This is a genomic window from Pseudoroseomonas ludipueritiae (genome assembly GCF_014490445.1).
Taxonomy (GTDB): domain Bacteria; phylum Pseudomonadota; class Alphaproteobacteria; order Acetobacterales; family Acetobacteraceae; genus Pseudoroseomonas; species Pseudoroseomonas ludipueritiae.
In genome coordinates, this window is the sequence record NZ_JACTUZ010000013.1 from 32,545 (window position 1) to 54,979 (window position 22,435).

General features: G+C 67.8%; 18 protein-coding genes and 3 tRNA genes. 3 read left to right on the top strand and 18 right to left on the bottom strand.

What is annotated here, in order from left to right; genetic code table 11:
• Positions 1-4: 4 nt before the first annotated feature.
• From IBL25_RS05885 to IBL25_RS05925, 9 genes are all read right to left on the bottom strand, one after another.
• Positions 5-373: an NADH-quinone oxidoreductase subunit A gene (locus tag IBL25_RS05885; RefSeq protein WP_120637048.1), complete on the bottom strand. Its 369-nt coding sequence runs from the start codon at positions 371-373 to the stop codon at positions 5-7.
• 230 nt (positions 374-603) lie between these two features.
• A tRNA-Asp gene (locus IBL25_RS05890) sits at positions 604-680 on the bottom strand.
• Positions 681-772: 92 nt separating this feature from the next.
• A tRNA-Val gene (locus tag IBL25_RS05895) sits at positions 773-844 on the bottom strand.
• A 10-nt stretch (positions 845-854) separates the two neighbouring features.
• A complete protein-coding gene (locus IBL25_RS05900) occupies positions 855-1,127 on the bottom strand; it encodes an HU family DNA-binding protein (RefSeq protein ID WP_187777629.1) in 273 nt (90 codons plus the stop codon).
• A gap of 168 nt (positions 1,128-1,295) precedes the next feature.
• Positions 1,296-3,710 carry an endopeptidase La gene (lon, locus tag IBL25_RS05905; protein WP_187777630.1) on the bottom strand — a complete coding sequence of 805 codons (2,415 nt, stop codon included), beginning with the start codon at positions 3,708-3,710 and terminating at the stop codon, positions 1,296-1,298.
• A gap of 146 nt (positions 3,711-3,856) precedes the next feature.
• On the bottom strand, positions 3,857-5,113 hold the full coding sequence (gene clpX / locus IBL25_RS05910) for an ATP-dependent Clp protease ATP-binding subunit ClpX (protein WP_187777631.1): 1,257 nt from the start codon (positions 5,111-5,113) through the stop codon (positions 3,857-3,859).
• Positions 5,114-5,234: 121 nt separating this feature from the next.
• Positions 5,235-5,888 carry an ATP-dependent Clp endopeptidase proteolytic subunit ClpP gene (gene clpP, locus IBL25_RS05915; protein ID WP_238940244.1) on the bottom strand — a complete coding sequence of 218 codons (654 nt, stop codon included), beginning with the start codon at positions 5,886-5,888 and terminating at the stop codon, positions 5,235-5,237.
• A 229-nt stretch (positions 5,889-6,117) separates the two neighbouring features.
• Entirely contained in the window at positions 6,118-7,473 is a 1,356-nt protein-coding gene (tig, locus tag IBL25_RS05920) for a trigger factor (protein ID WP_187777650.1), read from the bottom strand.
• Positions 7,474-7,528: 55 nt separating this feature from the next.
• Positions 7,529-7,613, bottom strand: a tRNA-Leu gene (locus tag IBL25_RS05925).
• 94 nt (positions 7,614-7,707) lie between these two features.
• Between IBL25_RS05925 and IBL25_RS05930 the strand changes: the two genes are divergently transcribed.
• Positions 7,708-8,937, top strand: coding sequence for a pyridoxal phosphate-dependent aminotransferase (locus IBL25_RS05930; protein ID WP_238940245.1), 1,230 nt, complete (start codon positions 7,708-7,710; stop codon positions 8,935-8,937).
• Between the two features lie 128 nt (positions 8,938-9,065).
• Entirely contained in the window at positions 9,066-9,896 is an 831-nt protein-coding gene (locus tag IBL25_RS05935; RefSeq protein ID WP_187777632.1) for a class I SAM-dependent methyltransferase, read from the top strand.
• Between the two features lie 13 nt (positions 9,897-9,909).
• On the opposite strand, the gene IBL25_RS05940 is transcribed toward IBL25_RS05935, so the two are convergent.
• From IBL25_RS05940 to IBL25_RS05955, 4 genes are all read right to left on the bottom strand, one after another.
• Entirely contained in the window at positions 9,910-12,300 is a 2,391-nt protein-coding gene (locus IBL25_RS05940) for a 1-deoxy-D-xylulose-5-phosphate synthase N-terminal domain-containing protein (protein ID WP_187777633.1), read from the bottom strand.
• A gap of 135 nt (positions 12,301-12,435) precedes the next feature.
• Positions 12,436-13,356, bottom strand: a complete 921-nt coding sequence (gene radC, locus IBL25_RS05945; protein WP_367615566.1) for a RadC family protein — start codon at positions 13,354-13,356, stop codon at positions 12,436-12,438.
• A gap of 124 nt (positions 13,357-13,480) precedes the next feature.
• Positions 13,481-14,806, bottom strand: coding sequence for a TldD/PmbA family protein (locus IBL25_RS05950; RefSeq protein WP_187777634.1), 1,326 nt, complete (start codon positions 14,804-14,806; stop codon positions 13,481-13,483).
• Positions 14,803-16,068: a M16 family metallopeptidase gene (locus IBL25_RS05955; protein WP_187777635.1), complete on the bottom strand. Its 1,266-nt coding sequence runs from the start codon at positions 16,066-16,068 to the stop codon at positions 14,803-14,805. The genes IBL25_RS05950 and IBL25_RS05955 overlap by 4 nt, the downstream gene beginning before the upstream one ends.
• 284 nt (positions 16,069-16,352) lie before the next feature.
• On the opposite strand from IBL25_RS05955, the gene IBL25_RS05960 reads away from it, so the two are divergent.
• Positions 16,353-16,964: a PEP-CTERM sorting domain-containing protein gene (locus tag IBL25_RS05960; RefSeq protein WP_187777636.1), complete on the top strand. Its 612-nt coding sequence runs from the start codon at positions 16,353-16,355 to the stop codon at positions 16,962-16,964.
• Positions 16,965-17,037: 73 nt separating this feature from the next.
• On the opposite strand, the gene thrC is transcribed toward IBL25_RS05960, so the two are convergent.
• The 5 genes from thrC to atpD form a co-directional block, all read right to left on the bottom strand.
• Positions 17,038-18,444 carry a threonine synthase gene (gene thrC, locus IBL25_RS05965; RefSeq protein WP_187777637.1) on the bottom strand — a complete coding sequence of 469 codons (1,407 nt, stop codon included), beginning with the start codon at positions 18,442-18,444 and terminating at the stop codon, positions 17,038-17,040.
• 44 nt (positions 18,445-18,488) lie between these two features.
• Positions 18,489-19,568: an endo-1,4-beta-xylanase gene (locus IBL25_RS05970; RefSeq protein ID WP_187777638.1), complete on the bottom strand. Its 1,080-nt coding sequence runs from the start codon at positions 19,566-19,568 to the stop codon at positions 18,489-18,491.
• 26 nt (positions 19,569-19,594) lie between these two features.
• Entirely contained in the window at positions 19,595-20,455 is an 861-nt protein-coding gene (locus tag IBL25_RS05975; RefSeq protein WP_187777639.1) for an acyl-ACP desaturase, read from the bottom strand.
• A 117-nt stretch (positions 20,456-20,572) separates the two neighbouring features.
• The gene (gene atpC / locus IBL25_RS05980; protein WP_187777640.1) at positions 20,573-20,983 is read right to left on the bottom strand and encodes an ATP synthase F1 subunit epsilon; all 411 of its coding nucleotides are present in this window, start codon (positions 20,981-20,983) and stop codon (positions 20,573-20,575) included.
• A 24-nt stretch (positions 20,984-21,007) separates the two neighbouring features.
• On the bottom strand, positions 21,008-22,435 hold the full coding sequence (atpD, locus tag IBL25_RS05985; protein ID WP_187777641.1) for a F0F1 ATP synthase subunit beta: 1,428 nt from the start codon (positions 22,433-22,435) through the stop codon (positions 21,008-21,010).

The following is a 22,435-nucleotide window of genomic DNA, read 5'->3' on the forward strand; positions in this document are numbered from 1 at the left end:
CGGCTTACTCCCAGTCCAGGGCGCCCTTGCGCCACTCATAGATGAAGCCCACCGTCAGAACGCCGAGGAAGCCCATCATGGACAGGAAGCCGGTCCAGCCGATCTGCCCCAGCGTCACCGCCCAGGGGAACAGGAAGGCCACTTCCAGGTCGAAGATGATGAACAGGATCGCGACCAGGTAGAACCGCACGTCGAAGCGGTGACGCGTGTCCTCGAAGGGCTCGAAGCCGCATTCGTAGGTCGAGAGTTTCTCCGCATAGGGCTTCTGCCGCGCGGCCAGAATGCTGCCGCCCACCATCGCGATGGAAATGCCAGCCGCGATCGCCAGGAAGACCAGGATCGGGAAATAGTTCGCCAGCAGGGGCTGGGTCATGATGCATCCGTCCCTCGGGCCAGGGGGCCCATCAGGCCATGCGCAGGGGAGCACATAGCCAAAATGCGCTGACAGGCATCCCGCAGCGCAACGTCGGGGCGGACATTACTCCCGCCCCGCTTCATTCGCCATAGCCTGAGGCGCATTGGAAAACATTGAAAAGCGGACAGGCGAAAGGCGAAAAGCGCCGCCCTGGAGACCCAGGGCAGCGCTTTCGAATTACACCGCAGTGGCGCGAGTGACGGGGCTCGAACCCGCGACCTCCGGCGTGACAGGCCGGCGCTCTAACCAACTGAGCTACACCCGCTTGCGGCGTGGAGGGGGAAATACGGCCCCTGCCCCACTCTGTCAACGGACCTAAATCGCTTTTTTGCGAACGTTCCGCAGACGCATTCGGTATGGGCGCTGAGGGATTCGAACCCCCGGCATCCTCGGTGTAAACGAGGCGCTCTACCGCTGAGCTAAGCGCCCAAAACTCTCCTCAGGCCACCTCGTCCTTCAGGCCCTTGCCGGGCTTGAAGCGCACCGTGGTGGTGGCCGCAATCTCAATCTCTTCGCCCGTACGCGGATTACGCCCCTTGCCGGCCTTGCGATGGGACACGGCGAAGGTGCCAAAGCCCACCAGGCGAACCTCTTCCTTGTTCTTCAGGGCGCCGCTGATGGCGTCGAAGACGGCGTCCAGCACCTCACCCGCACGGGCCTTGGAGAGTTCACCGGTTTCGGCGACCACCGCCACCAGATCCTGCTTGTTCACTGGGCAAATCCTTACCGTATCGCGGCGAACCGCATGGCTCGCGTTGGGCCGACACTAGGCAGCGGGATTTTGCCACGTCAACGCCAGGCTATGGCGGCCCCTGAGTTTTGCGGGGCTTTGGCGCGGAAGCCACACCGGGGCGGGATGAACCCGCCCCGGCAGGGAAGATCAGTGCGGCAGGGCGGCCGGGCTGGCCGCGGCCTGGGAGGCGCCGGCAGGCACTTCCTCCGCCTCCACCCAGTCGATCGGCTCCGGCTTGCGCACCAGGGCCTGGCCAATCACCTCGTCCACATGGGCCACGGGAATGATCTTGATGGCCTTCTTCACGTTGTCCGGGATCTCGGCCAGATCCTTCTCGTTATCCTTCGGGATGAAGGCGGTGGTGATGCCGGCGCGCAGCGCCGCCAGCAGCTTCTCCTTCAACCCGCCGATCGGCAGCACGCGCCCGCGCAGGGTGACCTCACCCGTCATGGCCACGTCCTTGCGAACCGGGATGCCGGTCAGCACGGAGACGATGGAGGTCGCCATCGCGATGCCGGCGGAAGGGCCGTCCTTGGGCGTCGCCCCTTCCGGCACATGCACGTGGATGTCGCGCCGGTCGAAGAGCGTCGGCTTGATGCCGAAGGAAATGGCGCGGCTCCGCACATAGCTGAGTGCGGCCGAGACGCTTTCCTGCATCACGTCGCCCAGCTTGCCGGTGGTCTGCACCTTGCCCTTGCCCGGCACCATGACCGATTCAATGGTCAGGATCTCGCCGCCCACCTCGGTCCAGGCCAGGCCGGTGACAACACCCACCATGTCCTCGGCCTCGGTCTCGCCGAAGGAGAACTTCCGCACCCCGGCATACTTGTCGAGGTTCTTGCGGCTGATCGCGACCTTCTTGGCCTTCTTGGAGACGATCTCCTTGACGGCCTTACGGGCCAGGCCACCGACCTCGCGCTCCAGGTTACGGACACCAGCCTCGCGCGTGTAGTAGCGCACCAGGTCCAGCAGCGCGTCGTCGGAGACGCTCCACTCACCTTCCTTCAGCCCATTGGCCTCGGTGACCTTGGGCAGCAGGTGGCGGCGGGCGATCTGCACCTTCTCATCCTCGGTGTAGCCGGGGATGCGGATGATCTCCATGCGGTCCAGCAGCGGCTGCGGCATGCGCAGGCTGTTGGCGGTCGTCACGAACATCACGTCCGAGAGGTCGTAATCCACCTCCAGATAGTGGTCGGCGAAGGTCGCGTTCTGCTCGGGGTCCAGCACCTCCAGCAGAGCGGAGGACGGGTCACCGCGCCAGTCGGCGCCCAGCTTGTCGATCTCGTCCAGCAGGAACAGCGGGTTGGAGGTCTTGGCCTTCTTCATGCCCTGGATGACCTTGCCCGGCATGGAGCCGATATAGGTCCGCCGGTGGCCACGCACCTCGGCCTCGTCCCGCACGCCGCCCAGGCTCATCCGCACGAAATTGCGGTTGGTGGCCTTGGCGATGCTCTTGCCCAGCGAGGTCTTGCCGACGCCCGGAGGGCCGACGAGGCACAGGATCGGGCCGCGGATCTTCGGGCTGCGCGACTGCACGGCCAGGTACTCAAGGATGCGCTCCTTGACCTTGTCCAGGCCGTAGTGGTCGGCGTCCAGGATCTCCTCGGCCTTGTCCAGGTCGTTCTTGACCTTGGACTTCTTCTTCCAGGGGATCGACAGGATCCAATCGAGGTAGTTGCGCACCACCGTCGCCTCGGCGCTCATCGGCGACATGGTCCGCAGCTTCTTCAGCTCGGCCATGGCCTTGTCGCGCGCCTCGGGGGAGAGCTTGGTGGCCTTGATGCGCTCCTCCAGCTCGGCGGCCTCGTCCTTGCCGTCCTCGCCTTCGCCCAGCTCCTTCTGAATGGCCTTCATCTGCTCATTCAGGTAGTACTCGCGCTGGGTCTTCTCCATCTGCCGCTTCACGCGGTTCCGGATGCGCTTCTCCACCTGGAGAACGCCGATCTCGCTTTCCATGTGGGCGAAGACACGCTCAAGCCGCGCCGAGACACTGGCCGTGTCCAGCAGCTCCTGCTTCTCGCTGATCTTCAGGTTCAGGTGGCTCGCCACCGTATCCGCCAGCTTGGCCGCGTCCTCGATCTGATTGATCGAGACCAGCACCTCTGGCGCGATCTTCTTGTTGAGCTTGATATACTGCTCGAACTGGCTGACCACGGTGCGGGACAGCGCCTCCAGTTCCGGCGCCTCGCCCGCCTTCTCCTCGATCGGAGTGGCGAAGGCCTCGAAATACTGGTCGGTTTCCTTGAAGCCGGTCACGCGGGCACGGCGCCCGCCCTCGACCAGCACCTTGACCGTGCCATCGGGCAGCTTCAGCAGCTGCAGCACCGTGGAGACGGTGCCGACTTCATACAGGTCATCCGCGCCAGGGTCGTCCTGCGCCGCGTTCTTCTGGGCAACCAGCAGGATCTGCTTGTCATCACGCATCACCGCTTCCAGCGCCCGCACGCTCTTCTCGCGCCCGACGAAGAGCGGAACGATCATGTGGGGGAAGACGACGATGTCGCGCAGCGGCAGCACAGGCAAAAGCTCGCCGCTCAGCAGTTCCGGATTCTTATCCGCCATTGGGGACCTCACTCAGGACAGTCGGCACGGGGTCGCCCGGTTTCGGCACGGCCCCGTCACCACGGGTTCTTCCGGGAGATGGGGCCGATGCCCGCGCCGGGCAAGCCATTGCTGGCCTGCCCTGCGCCGGACGCCGGATCCCCGGCTCAAGCGGAAGACTGCTCCGCCGCCCGTTCACCATAGATGAACAATGGGGCGGCACGGCCTTCGGCCACCTCCTTATTCACCACAACCTCATTCACATCCTCCAGGCCCGGCAGATCGTACATCGTGCCGAGGAGGATGCTCTCCATGATCGAGCGCAGGCCGCGCGCGCCCGTCTTGCGCTGGATCGCGCGATTCGCCACCGACTTCAGCGCGTCATCCGTGAAGGAGAGCTTGGTGGCCTCCATCTCGAACAGCCGCTGGTACTGCTTCAGCAGGGCATTCTTCGGCTTGGTCAGGATCTCGATCAGCGCCTTCTCGTCGAGATCCTCGAGCGTGGCGATGACAGGCAGACGGCCGATGAACTCGGGGATCAGGCCGAACTTCAGCAGATCCTCGGGCTCCACCTCGCGCAGGATGGCACCGGCGCGGCGCTCGTCCGGCCCACGGACCTCGGCGCCATAGCCGATGCCCGAGCCCTTGCCCTTCGCGGCGATGATCTTCTCAAGGCCGGCAAAGGCCCCGCCCACGATGAACAGGATGTTCGAGGTATCGACCTGCAGGAATTCCTGCTGCGGATGCTTGCGCCCGCCCTGCGGCGGCACGGAGGCGACGGTGCCTTCCATGATCTTCAGCAGCGCCTGCTGCACGCCCTCGCCGCTCACATCACGGGTGATGGAGGGGTTGTCGGACTTGCGGCTGATCTTGTCGACCTCGTCGATATAGACGATGCCGCGCTGCGCCCGCTCCACGTTGTAATCGGCGGCCTGCAGCAGCTTGAGGATGATGTTCTCCACATCCTCGCCCACATAGCCGGCCTCGGTCAGCGTGGTGGCGTCGGCCATGGTGAAGGGCACATCGAGAATCCGCGCCAGCGTCTGCGCCAGCAGCGTCTTGCCCGAGCCGGTGGGGCCGACCAGCATGATGTTGGACTTGGCGATCTCAACCTCGCCAGCCTTGGCACCATGCGCCAAACGCTTGTAATGATTATGAACCGCGACAGCGAGCACCTTCTTGGCGTGCTCCTGCCCGATCACGTAATCATCGAGGACCTTGGCAATCTCACGTGGCGTCGGCACCCCGTCACGGGACTTCACCAGGTGGGTCTTATGCTCCTCACGGATGATATCCATGCAGAGCTCGACGCACTCGTCGCAGATGAAGACCGTTGGGCCGGCGATGAGCTTGCGCACCTCGTGCTGCGACTTGCCGCAGAACGAGCAGTACAGGGTGTTCTTCGAGTCGCCGGACTTGCTCATGAACGCTCCTGACCCGCCGGAAAGGGATCGGCGGACCTACACGGGACTGTAGCCCCCCTGTCATCCAGGGGGAAGTGGAACGGCCACCGGCCGGGCCCGTGCCGGGCCGGTGGCCGCCTGGTCAAGCCTTGGGCGCCTCGGCCGCCGGGGCCACGGCGGGCGGGCGCTGCTCCACCACCTGGTCGATGAGGCCGAAAGCCTTGGCCTCCTCGGCGGAGAGGTAGGTGTCGCGCTCCATGTTCCGCTCGATTTCCTCCAGCGGCTGGCCGGTATGGTGCACGTAGATCTTGTTCAGGCGCTCGCGCGTCTTGAGGATCTCGCGCGCCTGGATGGCGATGTCGGTCGCCTGGCCCTGGGCGCCGCCGGAAGGCTGGTGGATCATCACCTGGCTGTTCGGCAGGGCGAAGCGCTTGCCTTTCTCGCCCGCCGTCAGCAGCAGGGAGCCGGCGGAGGCCGCCATGCCGAGGCAGACGGTGGAAACCGGGGCCCGGATGTACTGCATCGTATCGTACATCGCGAGGCCGGCGGTCACCACGCCACCCGGGCTGTTGATATAGAAGGCGATGTCCTTGTTGGGGTTCTCGCTCTCCAGGAACAGCAGCTGGGCACAGACCAGCGCCGATACCTGATCGAAGATCGGGCCCGTCAGGAAGATGATCCGCTCCTTCAGCAGGCGCGAATAGATATCGAAGGAACGCTCGCCCCGCGCGGTCTGCTCGATGACCATGGGGACCAGCGTGTTGTTGTAGACCTCGACCGGATCGCGGTCACGCATGCGTCTATCCTCTCCCGGCGGCACCGGCACCGGGCCGCCCAGGTGCCCCTTGCCCCTGGCAGCCGCGCCGGTCCCCGCCGCCGTTACTCTAACCGTCGAGGGTTAACATGGGACAGCCAGCCCGACTGGGAAAGAGGGGGAGCCCCAGAAGTGACGACGGGCCGGGAACGGTTTCCCGCTCCCGGCCCGCCCGCCCATGTCCGCCCCGGCACCGCCGGGGCCTTTCGCCTCAGGCCGCCGCCGATTCCGGCTCGGCCGAAAGCTCGCCCGCGGGCACTTCCTTCTCGGTGACCTTGGCCAGTTCCAGCATGAAGTCCACCACCTTCTCCTCGAAGAGCGGGGCGCGCAGGTTCTCGATGGCCTGCGGGTTCTTCTGGAAGAACTCGATCACCTGCCGCTCCTGGCCCGGATAGCGCTGGGCCTCCTGGCGCATGGCATTGGACAGCTCTTCGTTGGTCACCTGGATGTTGTTGCTGCGGCCGATCTCGCTCAGCAGCAGGCCCAGGCGGATGCGGCGCTCGGCGATGGCGCGGTACTCGGACTTGAGGGTCTCCTCGTCCTTGCCCTTGTCCTCGTCGTCCAGGCGGCCGGCCTTCTGGTCGGATTCGACGCGCTGCCAGATCTGGGCGAACTCGGCATCGACCATGCCGGCCGGAACCTCGAAGGAGGCCTGGGCCGAGAGCGCGTCCAGCAGCTTCCGCTTCACGTTGAGGCGGGAGATCTGGTCGTACTCGCCCTGCAGGGACTCGCTGATGCGCTTCTTCAGCTCGTCCAGGCTCTCAAGGCCCAGCTTCTTGGCGAAGTCGTCGTCCACCGCGGCGGCAACCGGCTTCTGCAGCTTCTTGGCGGTCAGCTTGAACACGGCTTCCTTGCCGGCCAGCTCGGCGGCGCCGTAATCGGCCGGGAAGGTCACGCGCACGTCGCGCGTCTCGCCGACCTTGATGCCCTCGAGGCCCTCGGCGAAGCCGGGGATGAAGCCCGCGCCGCCGATCTCGACCGGCATGTCGGTGCCCGTGCCGCCCTGGAAGGGCTCGGCCAGGCCGCCCTCGGCGGCTTCATCGACCAGGCGGCCCTCGAAATCGGTCACCACCACATCGCCCTGGCCGGCGGCACGCTCTTCCGTGACGTCTTCCATCTGGCGGTTGCGGGAGGCGATGCCCTCGATGGCCTTGGTGACTTCCTCGTCACCCACCTTGGTCACCGGCTTCTCCAGCTCGATGCCGGAGAAATCGGGCAGCGGGATCTCGGGAAGCTGCTCCAGCTCGATGGTGAAGGAAAGGTCGGAACCTTCCTCGAACTTCAGGTTGTCGATCTTGGGCTGCATCGCGGGGCGCAGGCCGCGCTCCTCGATCACGGAACGGGCGGCGGACTGCACCTGCTCGTCCAGCACCTCACCCATCACCGCCGCGCCGAAGCGCTGCTTCACCACGGAAGCCGGCACCTTGCCGGGGCGGAAGCCCGGAAGGCGGAGGTCCTTGGACAGCGCGGCCAGGCGCTTGTCGCGCGCCGCGGCGATATCCGCCGCCGGAACCACCACGGAAAAGCCCCGCTTCAGCCCCTCGGCTGCCTGCTCGGTCACCTGCATCGTCGCCACACCTGCTCCTGAAACCAATCTAACGAAAGCCGCCGGCGGCGTTGGATGGTGCGGGCGGAGGGACTTGAACCCCCACGGCTTGCGCCACTGGAACCTAAATCCAGCGTGTCTGCCAATTCCACCACGCCCGCGCGCTCGACGCCGGCCATACGAGCGGGCGCGTTTAGCGCAGTGAGGCCCGCATTGAAAGGGCTTCACCCCTTGCGGTGGCGCGGCGGCGCCGTCATGCATCGTGCTGTCCTGCCCGAGGTCCGCATGAGCGACGCCGCCGAAACCCCTGCCCTCACCCCGCCATACGAGGCCCTGCCGCCGCGCATGCGGAGCATGTCGGTGAACCAGATCGCCGAGATCGCCGACATGGCGCGGGAGGACCCCGAGGTCATCAAGCTCTGGATCGGCGAGGGAGACCTGCCGACGCCGCCCTTCGTGGTGGAGGCCGCCGAGGCCGCCATGCGTGCCGGCCAGACCCGCTACACCTATTCCCAGGGCCTGCCCCGGCTGCGCAAGGCGCTGGCGGACTACCACCAGCGCCACTGGGGCGTGGATGTGGCGCCGGAGCGCTTCGCCATCACCGCCGGCGGCATGAACGCCATCATGCAGGCCATGCAGGCCACGCTCAGCCCGGGCGACGAGGTCATCATCCCCGGCCCGCACTGGCCCAACCTTGCCGCCACCGTGACAGTCTGCGGCGGTGTGCCGGTCACGGTGCCGCTGCGCCGCGGCGCCGATGGCGGCTTCAGCCTGGAGCTGGCGGATATCGAGGCCGCCATCACCCCCCGCACCCGGATGGTGGCGATCTGCTCGCCTTCCAACCCCACCGGCTGGGTCATGCCCAGGGCGGAGATGATCGCGCTGCGCGACCTGATCCGCGCCCGCGACCTCTGGCTGCTGTCGGACGAGGTCTACAACCACTTCACCTACGGCAACGCCATCGCCCCCTCCTTCCTGGAGCTTTGCGAGCCGGACGAGAAGCTGCTGGTCACCAACACCTTCTCCAAGAACTGGGCCATGACGGGCTGGCGCGCGGGCTGGATCGTGATGCCGGAAGGGCTGAGCGAGACCTTCGCCAGCCTCTGCCAGTACAACACCACCTCCATCCCAACCTTCATCCAGTACGCCTGCGTTGCGGCGCTGGATCAGGGCGACGACTTCATCCGCACCATGGTGGCCCGCTGCCGGGAAAGTCGGCGGATCTTCTGCGAGGGGCTGGGCGCCATCCCGGGCATCCGCCTCCAGCCGCCGGAAGGCTCCTTCTACCTGATGTTCTCGGTGGATGGGGAAACCGACAGCCGCGCCCTGGCCGTCCGTATCCTGCGGGAAGCCAAGGTCGGCCTCGCCCCCGGCACCGCCTTCGGCGAGGACCCGGATGGCAAGCTGCGGCTCTGCTTCGCCATCTCCCCGGGGCTGGCGGAACAGGCGATGGAACGGCTCTCCACCTTCTTCCGCCGGGGCTGAACGGCGCATCCACGGTGGCGGCAGCCCGCCACCCGCATCCCCGCCCATGTGAACGAGGGTTTGAATTCCCTTCGGCCGGTCCCGCGCGCAACCATTACGAATAGTCAATTAAAAGCGGGAGCCGTGCCATGAATCTTTCCACGCCTTCCTCGCCCCCTGACCTTTCCGCCATCAAACAGAAGCAACAGGCTAACTGGGCCTCCGGCGACTATGCCGTGATCGGCACCACCTTGCAGATCGTTGGCGAGCAGCTCTGCGAGGCCGTGGACCTGCGCGGCGGGGAGAAGGTGCTCGATGTCGCGGGGGGCAATGGCAATGCCAGCCTCGCCGCCGCCCGCCGCTTCGCCGAGGTAACCTGCACCGACTATGTCCCGGCCCTGCTGGAGCGTGCCCGCCTCCGCGCCGAGGCGGACCATCTGCCCATGCAGGTGCAGACCGCCGATGCCGAGGCCCTGCCCTTCCCCGATGCCAGCTTCGACGTGGTGCTTTCCACCTTCGGCGTCATGTTCACCCCGGACCAGGAAAAGGCGGCGGCGGAAATGGCCCGGGTCTGCCGCCCGGGCGGGCGGATCGGCCTGGCCAATTGGACGCCGGGCAGCTTCGTTGGGCAGTTGTTCCAGTTGCTGGGCCGCTTCCTGCCACCCCCGGCCGGCGTCCGCTCCCCGGCGCTTTGGGGCACGGAGGCGCGGCTGAACGAGCTTTTTCCCCGCGCCACCATCACCAGCGCCACGCGGCGCTTCAACTTCCGCTACCGCTCGGCGGAGCACTGGATCGAGGTCTTCCGCGCCTATTACGGCCCGGTCCACAAGGCCTTCCTGGCCCTGGATGCGGAGAAGCAGGCGGCGCTGGAGGAAGGCATCGGCGAGCTGATCGCCCGCTGCCAACTCGATGACGGCCCGGGCCTGGTGCTCCCCTCGGAATACCTGGAAGTGGTGGTGCGGCCAGCCCGGATGAGCTGACCGCGCCGCCGCCTCAGCCGCCCAGCAGGGCCTGGGCGCAGGCGTCGAGGATGGCGCTCTCGTCCAGGCCGTATTCCCGGTACAGGTCGGGGATGTCACCAGACTGGCCGAAGCGGTCCACGCCCAGCGGCACCACCCGCTGGCCGCGCACCGCGCCCATCCAGCCATGCGCCGCCGGATGGCCATCCAGCACCGAGACAATGGCCGCCCCCGGCGCCAGCGGCGCCAGCAGTTGCTCGATATGCGATGGCGCCGCGCCAGGCCCTTGCCGCGCCTCCCGCCGCGCCGCCAGCCAGCCGGCATGCAGGCGGTCCGGGCTGGTGACGGCCAGCAGGCCCGCGCCGGGTTCCTCGGCGCGCAGTTCCTCGAAGGCAGCGGTGGCTTCCGGTGCCACCGGACCCTGATAGGCGATGGCGATGCGCGCACCCGGCGCCGGCGGCACAGCCCAATAGCCGCCGGCGATCACCGCCGCCGGGTTCAGCTTCCGCTCCGGCTGCTGCAAGCCACGCGTGGACAGCCGCAGCCAGACCGCCGAGCCATCCGGCTTCTGCATATGCTCGAAGGCCCAGCGCAGCAGGATGGCCAGCTCATCGGCATGGGCAGGCTCGTAGCTGGCCAGCCGGTCCTGCGCCATGCCGATCAGGGGCGTGTTGAAGCTCTGGTGCTGCCCGCCCTCGGGCGCCAGCGTCAGGCCGGAGGGGGTGGAGACCAGCAGGAAGCGCGCATCCTGGTAGCAGGCATAGATCAGCGCATCGAGGCCGCGGTTGACGAAGGGGTCATAGACCGTGCCCACCGGCAGCAGCCGCCCGCCATGCATCCGGTCCGCGAGGCCCAGCGCGCCCAGCAGCAGGAAGAGGTTCTGCTCGGCGATGCCCAGCTCGATATGCTGCCCATCCGGCGACATGCCCCAGCGCTGGGCGCTGGCCAGCTTGGCATCGCGGAAGACATCGTTCTTCAGGTGGCGGTCGAAGATCCCCCGCCGGTTCACCCAGGGGCCAAGATTGGTGGAGACCGTCACATCCGGGCTGGTGGTGACGATGCGCCGCGCCAGCGACTCCGTCTCCCCGCCACGCCCGATGCCGGCTAGCAATTCTCCGAAGGCGGATTGGGTGGAGAGGGTGCGGCCTTCCGGCACGCGTGGCACCGGCAGGCTGGCCGGCACGGGCACGATGGGGGCGGACAGGCTGCGGCCTTCCGGCGTCAGCGGGCTGGCGAAGGGCACCGCGCCCAGGAAGGCTTCCAGTTCCGCTTCCGGCAGGTCCAGGCCCTCGAAGCGGTCCCATTCATGGCCAGGGCGGATGCGCATGCCTTCCCGGAAGGCCTCCATCTGCTCCCTGGTCATCAGCCCGGCATGGTTGTCCTTGTGCCCGGCGAAGGGCAGGCCCATGCCCTTCACGGTATAGGCGATGAAGCAGGTGGGCTGGTCCCCGGCGGCATCCTGGGCGCGGAAGGCTTCTTCCAGCGTTTCCACGTCATGTCCGGCCAGGTTGGTCATCAGGGCGCCGAGTTCCTCGTCGTCCAGCGGGTCGATGATGGCGCGGAAGCCCTCGTCCCGCCCCAGCTCCGCCAGCAGCGCCCGGCGCCAGGCGGCACCGCCCTGGAAGGTCAGCGCCGAGTAGAGGCTGTTGGGGCAGTCGTCGATCCAGCGGCGCAGCGCCTCCCCGCCAGGGCGGGCGAAGGCGGCCTGCAGCTTGCGGCCGTATTTCAGGGTGACGACGTTCCAGCCCATGTCCTGGAACAGCCCCTCGATGCGGCCGAAGAGGCGGTCGGGCACCACGCTGTCCAGGCTCTGGCGGTTATAGTCCACCACCCACCAGACATCGCGCACATCGTGCTTCCAGCCCTCCAGCAGGGCCTCGTAGATATTGCCCTCGTCCAGCTCGGCATCGCCGACGATGGCGACGTGGCGGCCGCGCGGCATCCCTTCCTGCCCCAGCTTGTGCAGGTGGACATAGTCCTGCACCAGCGAGGCGAAGCTGGTCATGGCCACGCCCAGGCCGACGGAGCCGGTGGAGAAATCCACCTCCGCCCCGTCCTTCACCCGGCTGGGATAGGGCTGGATGCCGCCGAACTGCCGCAGCGTCGCCAGCTTCTCCCGCTGCTGCCGCCCCAGCAGGTAATTCACGGCATGGAAGACCGGCCCGGCATGCGGCTTCACCGCCACCCGGTCCTGCGGCCGCAGGATGCCGAAATACAGCGCCGCCATGATGGAGACGCAGGAGGCCGAGGAAGCCTGGTGTCCGCCCACCTTCAGCCCGTCCCGGTTGGGGCGGATGTGGTTGGCGTGGTGGATGGTCCAGGCCGAGAGCCAGAGCAGCTTCCGCTCCAGCGCCTTGAGCAGGGCGAGGCGACGCGCCGGGCTCTCGGTCTGAAGGAGGGCCTGCGGCTCCGGCGTGATATCCATGGTGAACAATTCCCTCGCGCGCGGCCTTGCCGGCCGGTCGTTTCTGCGAAGGAAGCCTAGGGGAAGCAGGAAGGCCGGGGAAAGCCGTTCTCCGCCACGGCACCCCCGCCTCACTCTTTTTTTGCCCCGGCGCGGCTAGCGCCCCTGCAACAACCCTTCCCGCCGGAAGGAAAGATGCCGGCCATTGCCGATGATCAGGTGGTCATGCACCACCACGGACAGCACGGCGCCGGCCGCCATGATCTCGCCCGTCATCTCGATATCGGCGCGAGAGGGCGTCGGGTCGCCGCTGGGATGATTGTGCACCAGGATCAGCGCCGTGGCATGCAGCTCCAGCGCGCGCTTGATCACCTCGCGCGGGTAGACCGGCGTGTGGTTGACGGTGCCACGCGCCTGCGCCTCGTCGGCGATCAGCCGGTTCTTGGAATCCAGGAAAAGGATGCGGAACTGCTCGATCTTCTCCCGCGCCAGCGCCGCGTTCAGGTAGTCCATCAGCCGGTCCCAGTTGTTCAGGACAGGCTTCTCCATCACCTCGGCCCGCGCCAGCCGCAGCGCGGCATCCTGCACCAGCTTGATGGCCGTCACGCTGTGCTCGCCCAGGCCCGGCGTTTCCAGCAGGTCCTTCTGCGGCGCCGTCAGCACATTGGCGAAGGAGCCGTAGCGGTTGATCAGCGCCTTCGCGAGCGGCTTGGTATCGCCCTTCTTGAAGGCAAAGAAGAGCAGCATCTCCAGCAGCTCGTAATCCGCCAGCGCGCCAGGGCCGCGCTCCAGCAGCTTCTCCCGCATCCGGCCCCGGTGCCCATGCGGGCCGGTACTGGCGAAGGGCAGGCCCTCCCCCTCCTCCAGGCGGCGGGAGGAACCACCGGACCAGATGGCCCCGCCCTTCCGGCGCGGGCTGGATTGCATCAGATCGGGATCATGAAGCTCGATCGCGGCACGATCCTCGGCGAAGCCGCGGCGCGGGGTGCCGTCAGGAACAGGCCGGTAAAGCGGCCGCTTCGGCTTCGGCCGCAGGCCAAGGCTGGCCAGCCCCTGACTTAATCGCGTCAGCCACATGCCTGGCGTCTTCCCTTCTGGCGACGATGCGCCGCGCCTTGAGCACGGCAGCAACATCATTCCCGGGCGTTAACCATTCATCAAGGCTGAATTCACGCATCCGTGAGCGTTATCTTCGGCACCCTCAGGCGCCGGCTAGCGTCATCCCATCCACGCGCAGGGTCGGCGCATCGACGCCCCGGCGGAACCGCAGGTCATCCGCCGCCGCCATATGGAGGAACATCTCCTTCAGGTTGCCGGCGATGGTCACGCCCGCCGCCGGCTCCGCCAGTTCCCCACGGCGGATCATGAAGCCCGAGGCGCCACGGCTATAGTCGCCAGTAACGGCATTGACGCTGCTGCCCAGCATCTCGGTGACATAGAAGCCTTCCTCGATGTCGCCCATCAGCGCGGCGGGGGAAACCTGGCCCGGCTCCAGCCACAGATTGGTGGTGGAGGGCGAAGGCGGGCTGGAAACGCCCCGGCTGGCATGGCCGGTGGAGCGCAGCCCCAATTGGCGGGCCGAGCGCCAGTCCAGCACCCAGTTCCGCAGCACGCCATCCTCCACCAGCGCCAGGCCCTCGCCCGGCGTCCCCTCGCCATCGAAGGGGCGGGAGCGGAGGCCACGGCGGCGCAACGGGTCGTCCCGCACCGTCAGGCTGGCGGCCAGCACCCGCTCCCCCATGCGGTCGCGCAGGAAGGAGGTGCCGCGCGCCACGGCCGCGCCATTCAGCGCCGCCGAAAGATGCCCGAGCAGCGAGCCCGCCACGCGCGGGTCGTAGATCACCGTCAGGCGGCGAGAGGCCGGGCGGGTGGGGTTCAGCCGCCGCACCGCGCGCTCCCCGGCGCGGCGGCCGAGGCTGGCAGCGTCTTCGAGATCGGCCAGATGCACGGCGACGCTGTGGTCGTAGTCGCGCTCCATCGCCGTTCCCTCCCCCGCCACGGCGGAAACGGAGACGGAATGGCTGGAACGGGCATATTCGCCCGCGAAGCCGTTGGAAGCCAGGATGGCGATGCGGGAGCGGTGGAAGCCCGCCTCGGCGCCATTGCTGTTGGTGACGCCGGGGGTGGCCAGGGCCGCTTCCTCGGCGGCGGCGGCACGGGCCAGCAGGTCCTCGGCACCGGGTTCCGCCGGGTCGTCGAGGTCGAGGTCGCGCCCCGGCGCCCGCACCGCTTCCGGCAGGCCGGAGAAACGGTCCTCCGGCACCGCGCGGGCCATGGCCACCGCGCGCTCCGCCAGCGCGGCGAAGCCGGCGCGGTCCGGGTCGGTGGAGGAGACGATCGCCTGCCGCTTTCCCACGAAGACCCGCAGGCCGAGGTCGAAACCCTCGGCCCTTTCGAGATGCTCGACCATCCCCAGCCGGCGGCTGACGGAAAGGGACGTACCCTGCACCAGCAGCGCATCCGCCGCATCCGCCCCTGCCGCGCGCGCGGCGGCAACCAGGGCATCGAGCACCTCGAGACGGTTCATGCCGCCAGTTTCTCCATCACGCTGGACAGGCCCGGCACCTTGCCCGCAGGCCCCAGGGCCGCGAGCGTCGGGCGCGAGCGGAAGATCATCGCCGCCGCCGCCTGCACATCCTCGATGGTCACGGCCGCGATCTTCGCCTTGGTCTCCTCCGGCGTGATGATGCGGCCATGCACCTGGAGCTGGCGGGCGAGCTGCTCGCAGCGGCTGCCGGTGGATTCCAGCGACATCAGCACGGAAGCGCGGAGCTGCGCCTTGGCGCGGTTCAGCTCATCCAGCGTGACGTCATGCTGCACGCGGCGCAGTTCCTCCAGTGTCACCGGCACCAGCTCGGCCGCCTGATCCTCGCCCGTGCCGGCATAGATCGAGAAGACGCCGCCGTCGCGGAAGGGCTGGGCGAAGGAATAGATCGAGTAGACCAGCCCGCGCTTCTCCCGGATCTCCTGGAACAGGCGCGACGACATGCCGCCGCCCAGCAGGGTGGAGAGCAGCATGGTGGGGTAGTGCCACTTGGTGGCCACCGCCGGCCCCTCGAAGCCCAGCACCACATGCACCTGGTCGAGGTCCCGCTCCTCGCGGAACTCGCCGCCGGTGTAGCGGGCGGGCTCGCCCAGGGCGGGGTCCACGGTCGGCAGGTCGGCGAAGTGCTTCTTCACCTGCGCGACGAGGTCGTCATGCTCCAGCGCGCCGGCGGCGGCCACCACCATGCGGCTGGGGCCGTAGTGGTGGCGCATGTAGCCCATCAGGGCCTCGCGCGGCATCTTGGCGATCACCTCCTCCGTGCCCAGCGTGGGGCGGCCCATGGGCTGGTCCGGGAAGGCGGTGGCCTGGAAATGGTCGAAGACGATGTCGTCCGGCGTGTCGTTGGCCTGGCCGATCTCCTGCAGGATCACGCCGCGCTCGCGCTCCAGCTCCTCCGGGATGAAGGTGGAATGCGTCAGGATGTCGCCGAGGATATCGGCGGCCAGCGGCATGTCCTCCTTCAGCACCTTGGCGTAGTAGGCGGTGTTCTCCCGCGCCGTATAGGCGTTGAGATGGCCACCCACATTCTCGATCTCCCGCGCGATGGCGGCGGCGTCGCGCTTGGCGGTGCCCTTGAAGGCCATGTGCTCCAGGAAGTGGGAGACACCATTCTCGGCCGCCGTCTCGTCCCGCGTCCCGGCATGGACATAAGCGCCGATGGAGACGGTCTCGACCCGCGGCATCGTCTCGGAGACAATGGTCAGGCCATTCGGTAGGCGCGTCAGTCGCACCGCTTCAGACATTCGGAAATTCCCGTGTGGCCCGCCGGATGGTGGCACGGCGGGCGGATTCGTGTGGCTGTAACCCAATGTAGGGCCAGGAGACGGAGTCTGCGACCCCAAGACGGGCAGCCCTGCCGGCAGGCCATGGCAGACCGCCACGAGGGCGTCGGCGAACTTGACATCCGCCATTTCATTCCGGGCTTGGAATTTCATACTTACCTGGAATGCAAGGAAAATTTGCACGGCATATTTTCTGCTTACGGCCCCGCTTGCGGCAATCCAGCCGCAAGTGAGGATTGAACGGAATGAAGATGCTCCGCGCGGGCGGCCTCCTGGCCGGGCTCGTTCTGGCACTGGCGAGCGCACCGGCCTCGGCCGACGTGATCCTGAACTTCCAGCAGACCGGCGCCAGCCCGGCGGGCGGCGTGACGCTGGGCGGCACGCTGACCGTGACGGACCAAGCCTATGCCGATGGCCTGAACCTGTCCTACAGCCTCAGCGCCAGCGGCGCCGTCTCCAGCGTCAACACCGGACTGGTGGATGCCAGCTTCTTCTTCTCCACCCCCGGCCTCGGCACCGTCTCCCTGACGCTGGCGGACCTGCTGGCGGGCAGCGGCCTGCCGGCCGGCACCAGCGTGCTGGGCTCCCTGACCGGCAGCCCCGGCGGCACGCCCGGCGGCTTCCTGAATGCCAGCGGCCTTGGCTTCGGCTTCCAGTCCAGCACCGACGGCAATCTTTTCTCGGGCAATTTTACGGCGGCCCTGGGCGCCTGCACCGGCGGCGGCTGCGACTTCAGCGGCACGGTGGTCACCACGGTGCCGGAACCCTCGGCATTGTCGCTCATGCTCTTCGGCGGCGTGGCGCTGCTCGCGGCGTGCCGCCCCAAGCGGGGTTCGGCGCAGCCGGCGGTGGGCTGAGGCTCCATGAGAAAAGGCCGGCCCGGATCGTTCCGGGCCGGCCTTCTTCATTCTTCACGCCCAGGCGTAAGCCTCAGGCGGCGTTGCGGCGGGCATGGCCGCGCACCACGGTCTCGATGGCCTCGAGATCGGCCGGCAGCACCTCGTAGCGCTCTTCCCGCTCATGCAGGTCCGCCAGGCGCGGCGGCAGCGCGGGGCGGAAGCCGGTGGCCTTCTCCACCGCATCCGGGAACTTGGCCGGATGCGCCGTGGCCGCCACCACCACCGGAATGCCGGCATCGGCGGGGCGCATCGCACGGGCCGCGGCGGTGCCGATGGCGGTATGCGGGTCCGCCAGATAGGCGCTCTCGGCATAGAGCCGGCGGATTTCTTCCAATGTTCCCTCATCCGAGAGGGTGAAGCCGTGGAACAGCTCCGTCGCCTGCTTCCAGGCGGCATCGGGCACCGGCATGCGGCCCTCGGCGCGGAAGCGCGTCATGGTCTCGGCGGTGGCCTTGGCGTCGCGGCCCAGCAACTCGAAGAGCAGGCGCTCGAAATTCGAGGAGACCTGGATATCCATGCTGGGAGACAGGCTGGGCTCCACCGGCCGGGCCGACATGTCATTGGCGGTGATGAAGCGCGCCAGGATGTCGTTGCGGTTGGCGCCGACGATCAGCCGCTCGATCGGCAGGCCCATGCGGCGGGCCACCCAGGCGGCCAGCACATTGCCGAAATTGCCGGTGGGGACGGAGAAGGCCACCGGGCAGTCCGGCGCGCCCAGCGCCAGGGCGGCATAGGCGTAATAGGGGATCTGCGCCGCGATCCGCGCCCAGTTGATGGAATTCACCGCCGAGAGCTTCATCTCGTTGCGGAAAGGCGCGTCGTTGAACATCGCCTTCACCAGGTCCTGGCAATCGTCGAAGGAGCCCTGGACGGCGATGTTGCGGATATTGGGGGAAAGCACGGTGGTCATCTGCCGCCGCTGCACCGCGCTGGTGCGGCCCTCGGGGTGCAGGATCACCACATCCACCGCCGCGCGGTCGCGGCAGGCCTCGATGGCGGCGCTGCCGGTATCGCCGGAGGTGGCGCCGACAATGGTCACACGCTGCCCGCGCTTGGCCAGCACATGGTCGAAGAGCCGCCCCAGCAGCTGCATCGCCATGTCCTTGAAGGCCAGCGTCGGCCCATGGAACAGTTCCAGCGAGAAGATGCCGGGCTCGATCTGCACCAGCGGGGCCGTGGCGGCATGGCCGAAGCCGCCATAGGCGGCGCGGGTCATGGTCAGCAGCTCGGCCTCGGAAATCGCCGGCGCGGTGAAGAGCGCCATCAGCTTGGCCGAGAGCTCCGCGTAAGGCAGGCCGCGCAGGGCGCGCCATTCCGCGGCGGAAAGCTCCGGCCAGGTCTCGGGCAGGAACAGCCCGCCATCCTCGGCGAGGCCCGCCAGCAGGACATCTTCGAATTCGCGAACCGGGGCCTCGCCCCGCGTGGAGAGATAGCGCATGGTGGCGGCACACTAGGGCCGGCGCCGCCGCCGCGCCATACGCATCAGCGCCCGGTCAGGGCCCGGGCCAGCGCGTCCCACATCGGCTTGCGCTGCCAATCGGCATCCAGCGGCAGGCCACGGTGCGGGCGCTTGTCCGGCAAGGCCACAGCCGGGTCGGTCGCCAGCCAGGAATATCTGTCGGAGAGGCCCCAGGTCAGCACTGTCCGCACCCCCGCCTCTACCGCCGTGGAGGCAAAGGCATAGGCCCGCTCCGCCACCAGCGCGTCGCGCGCGGCGATCTCCTGCGGCACCTCCCCGCCCTCGCGGATATCCATCTCGGTCACCAGCACGGCGAGGCCCAGTGCCTGCAATTCCTTGATGAAGCCGCTCAGCACCGAGGGCGTGAAAGGCTTGGCGATCTGTAGGTGCGCTTGCAGGCCCACGGCATCCAGCGGCACCTTGCGGCTCACCAGATCCCGCACCAGCGCCAGCAGGCGGCGGCGCTTCTCGGCGGCGGCGGGGGTGTCTTCCTCGATGCCGTATTCGTTCAGCGTCAGCCGCAGCGTCGGGTCGGCCTCGCGCGCCAGTTTCAGCGCCGTCTCGATATAGGTTGGGCCGAGGGCCCGCAGCCAGGGCGTGTCCCGCAGCTCCCCGCTCGCCTGCGGCGTGTCGCTGCCGGGCGGGTCGGCCACCACCTCGTTCACCACGTCCCAGTCGCGGATCTGCTGCTGGGTATGCTCCAGGATGGTGCCGATATGGGCGGCCATGACGGCCCGCGCGCGCTCCGGGCTCTCGGCAAGGGCCTGCTTGGTCCAGTCCGGCAGGTCCTGGTGCCAGATCAGCGCATGGCCGCGCACCGGGCGTCCCGCGCGCCGGCCCCAGGCCATCATGGCGTCCAGCCCCGCGCTGTTGAAGCGGCCCTCCTGCGGCTGCAGGACGCCCCACTTGCCTTCATATTCCGGGACCACGATGGCGGCTTCCCGCGCGAAGGCCGCCGCATAGCCGGCATCCTGCCGCAGCAGCCCGGATTGCATGGCGGCCCCGAAGGTCACGCCATTGGCCCGTGCCAGCTCGCCGAGCCCGGACTGCGCCTGCTGCGCGAGGGCAGCGGTCGGCAGGGCCATGGCACCGGAGGCCAGCATCAGCCCCCGGCGTGTCAGGGCGCCTTTCAGGCGGCGGCCTGCTGCGGGCGCTGGGCGTTCTCGTTCGCCACGCCCGTCTCCCGCTGGAACTTGTCGCGCCGCCAGCAGAGCAGCCGCCAGGCGCCCTTGGTGGCGATGCTGGAGAGCCTTCCCCGGGGTTGCAGGCCGATCGCCTTGAACATCATGCCCATGCCGCGCTCGATGTGGTGATAGCGGTAATAACCCATAGCGCGAGACATGTAGCCAGCAATGCAACGATTGTGATCGTAGGGCGTGCCTACCGGGTCGTTGCCGCAATGGAAGGCGAAGGCCAGCTCGTCATCCTCGGATTCACCGACGCGGCCGGCCGCCACGCGCAGGCGCTGCAGGAAGGACAGCTTCTCCCGCGCCAGATAGCGCTTCATGTGGTCGTAGAAGAGCTTGAAGTGCCGGTACTCGTCCGCCGCGATCAGCTTGCAGACCTCCTTCAGCACCGGCTCCTCGGTATTCTCGCCGAGCGCGGTGTAATAGGAGGAGGTGCCGATCTCGACCATGCAGCGGGCGATCAGCTCGCCGGTGCGGCTGCCGCGGATCGAGGCATCGGCATTGATGTCGATCTTGTAGCCGTTGCGATAGCGTTCGAAGGACTCATCGAAGTTCCAGGTCGGATCGGCCAGCATGGCCCACTTCCCCAGCGCGTCGCCGTGCTGCACCTCCTCCACCGCCCAGTTGTCGGCGGCCTGGCGGAAGTCCGGGTCATCGACAAAGACGCCATTGAGGTACTTCGCGTAGTCCACGCCATTCTTCTCGACCATGGCAGCCGCCTTCACCAGCGGGATGATGCCGGGGTCGATCTTGGAAGGATCGAAGCGGTCCCAGGCCACCTGCTCGATGTGCCAGTGCTTCATGGTCCTCGGTAACCTTCTGAATCAGGAACGGAAAACGACGAACGCCGCATGCAGTCATGTTCTGCATGCGGCGTCCGGTTTGCAAGGGAGGCGGGGTAACAACCCCGCCGGATCGCCTCAGGCAGCGCCGGCGACATCCACCATCTTGCGGGCGGCCAGGTAGCGGTCCATCGCCAACTCGCGCGCCTCGGGCGCACCATTGGCGGCGGCCTCATAGGCAGCCTGCGCCTCCCGCATCCGGGCCTCGGCCTGGGCGCGGGAGATCTCGGACACCGGCGTCGCCTCATCGGCCAGCACGGTCATGCGGGTGGGCGTGATCTCGGCGAAGCCGCCGGCCACGAACAGCCGCTCGGGCTGCTTGCCACCTTCCCGCACCTCGATGACGCCGCCCTTCAGGGCGACGATCATCGGGGAATGGCCGGGCAGCACGCCCATGTCGCCCTCGGCCGCCGGGATGATCGCCATCTCGACAGGGCGGGAGAGCAGCAGCTTCTCCGGGCTCACCAGCTCAAGGTCGAAGGTCGCCATGGGTCAGTCTCTCCCCTCAGATCCTCAGGCCGCGGCCTTGAGGGTCTCGGCCTTCTTCACCGCCTCTTCGATGGTGCCGACCATGTAGAAGGCGGCTTCCGGCAGGTGGTCGTAGTCACCCTTCACGATGCCGGCGAAGGAGCGCACGGTGTCCTCGATCTTCACGAAGACGCCCGGCGTGCCGGTGAAGACCTCGGCCACGTGGAAGGGCTGGGACAGGAAGCGCTGGATCTTGCGCGCGCGCGCCACGATCAGCTTGTCCTCTTCCGACAGCTCGTCCATGCCCAGGATGGCGATGATGTCCTGCAGCGACTTGTAGGTCTGCAGGATGCGCTGCACGTCGCGCGCCGTCTGGTAGTGCTCCTCACCGATGATGCGCGGGTCGAGCGCGCGGGAGGTGGAGTCCAGCGGGTCCACGGCCGGGAAGATGCCCAGCTCGGCGATCGAGCGGTTGAGCACGGTCGTGGCGTCCAGGTGGGCGAAGGACGTGGCCGGCGCCGGGTCGGTCAGGTCGTCGGCGGGCACGTAGATGGCCTGCACCGAGGTGATCGAGCCCTTCTTGGTCGAGGTAATACGCTCCTGCAGCGCGCCCATGTCGGTGGCCAGCGTCGGCTGGTAGCCCACCGCGGAGGGGATGCGGCCCAGCAGGGCCGAGACCTCGGCGCCCGCCTGCGTGAAGCGGAAGATGTTGTCGATGAAGAAGAGCACGTCCTGGCCCTGCTCATCGCGGAAGTATTCCGCCATGGACAGGCCGGACAGCGCGACGCGGGCGCGGGCACCCGGCGGCTCGTTCATCTGGCCATAGACGAGCGCCACCTTGGAACCGGCGGTGTCGTTCTCGTTCAGCTTGATGACGCCGGCATCGACCATCTCGTGGTAGAGGTCGTTGCCCTCGCGGGTGCGCTCACCCACGCCGGCGAAGACCGACACGCCGCCATGGCCCTTGGCGATGTTGTTGATCAGCTCCTGGATGGTCACGGTCTTGCCGACGCCGGCGCCGCCGAAGAGGCCGATCTTGCCGCCCTTCAGGTAGGGGGCCAGCAGGTCGATGACCTTGATGCCCGTCACCAGGATCTCGGCGGAGGTCGCCTGGTCCTCGAAGGCCGGGGCGGCGCGGTGGATGGTGTAGGTCTTCTCGGCCGGCACCGGGCCGCGCTCGTCGATCGGCTCGCCGATGACGTTCAGGATGCGGCCCAGCGTGCCCTCACCCACCGGCACGGCGATGCCCTTGCCGGTGTCCACGACCTCGGCGCCACGGACCAGGCCGTCCGTGGTGTCCATGGCGATGGTGCGGACGGTCCGCTCGCCCAGGTGCTGCGCGACTTCCAGCACCAGGGTGCGGTCGCCGATCTTCACCTGCAGCGCGTTCTGCATGCCGGGCAGCTCTTCGGGGAACTGCACGTCCACGACGGCGCCGAGAACCTGCGTAACCTTGCCAACGTTGTTCTTCAT

Coding starts and splice junctions, on each gene's coding strand:
- IBL25_RS05885 (WP_120637048.1), bottom strand. CDS start 373: ATGACCCAGCCCCTGCTGGCGAACTATTTCCCGATCCTGGTCTTCCTG.
- lon (WP_187777630.1), bottom strand. CDS start 3,710: ATGGCGGATAAGAATCCGGAACTGCTGAGCGGCGAGCTTTTGCCTGTG.
- clpX (WP_187777631.1), bottom strand. CDS start 5,113: ATGAGCAAGTCCGGCGACTCGAAGAACACCCTGTACTGCTCGTTCTGC.
- clpP (WP_238940244.1), bottom strand. CDS start 5,888: ATGCGTGACCGCGATCCGGTCGAGGTCTACAACAACACGCTGGTCCCC.
- tig (WP_187777650.1), bottom strand. CDS start 7,473: ATGCAGGTGACCGAGCAGGCAGCCGAGGGGCTGAAGCGGGGCTTTTCC.
- IBL25_RS05930 (WP_238940245.1), top strand. CDS start 7,708: ATGCATCGTGCTGTCCTGCCCGAGGTCCGCATGAGCGACGCCGCCGAA.
- IBL25_RS05935 (WP_187777632.1), top strand. CDS start 9,066: ATGAATCTTTCCACGCCTTCCTCGCCCCCTGACCTTTCCGCCATCAAA.
- IBL25_RS05940 (WP_187777633.1), bottom strand. CDS start 12,300: ATGGATATCACGCCGGAGCCGCAGGCCCTCCTTCAGACCGAGAGCCCG.
- radC (WP_367615566.1), bottom strand. CDS start 13,356: ATGTGGCTGACGCGATTAAGTCAGGGGCTGGCCAGCCTTGGCCTGCGG.
- IBL25_RS05950 (WP_187777634.1), bottom strand. CDS start 14,806: ATGAACCGTCTCGAGGTGCTCGATGCCCTGGTTGCCGCCGCGCGCGCG.
- IBL25_RS05955 (WP_187777635.1), bottom strand. CDS start 16,068: ATGTCTGAAGCGGTGCGACTGACGCGCCTACCGAATGGCCTGACCATT.
- IBL25_RS05960 (WP_187777636.1), top strand. CDS start 16,353: ATGAAGATGCTCCGCGCGGGCGGCCTCCTGGCCGGGCTCGTTCTGGCA.
- thrC (WP_187777637.1), bottom strand. CDS start 18,444: ATGCGCTATCTCTCCACGCGGGGCGAGGCCCCGGTTCGCGAATTCGAA.
- IBL25_RS05970 (WP_187777638.1), bottom strand. CDS start 19,568: ATGCTGGCCTCCGGTGCCATGGCCCTGCCGACCGCTGCCCTCGCGCAG.
- IBL25_RS05975 (WP_187777639.1), bottom strand. CDS start 20,455: ATGAAGCACTGGCACATCGAGCAGGTGGCCTGGGACCGCTTCGATCCT.
- atpC (WP_187777640.1), bottom strand. CDS start 20,983: ATGGCGACCTTCGACCTTGAGCTGGTGAGCCCGGAGAAGCTGCTGCTC.
- atpD (WP_187777641.1), bottom strand. CDS start 22,435: ATGAAGAACAACGTTGGCAAGGTTACGCAGGTTCTCGGCGCCGTCGTG.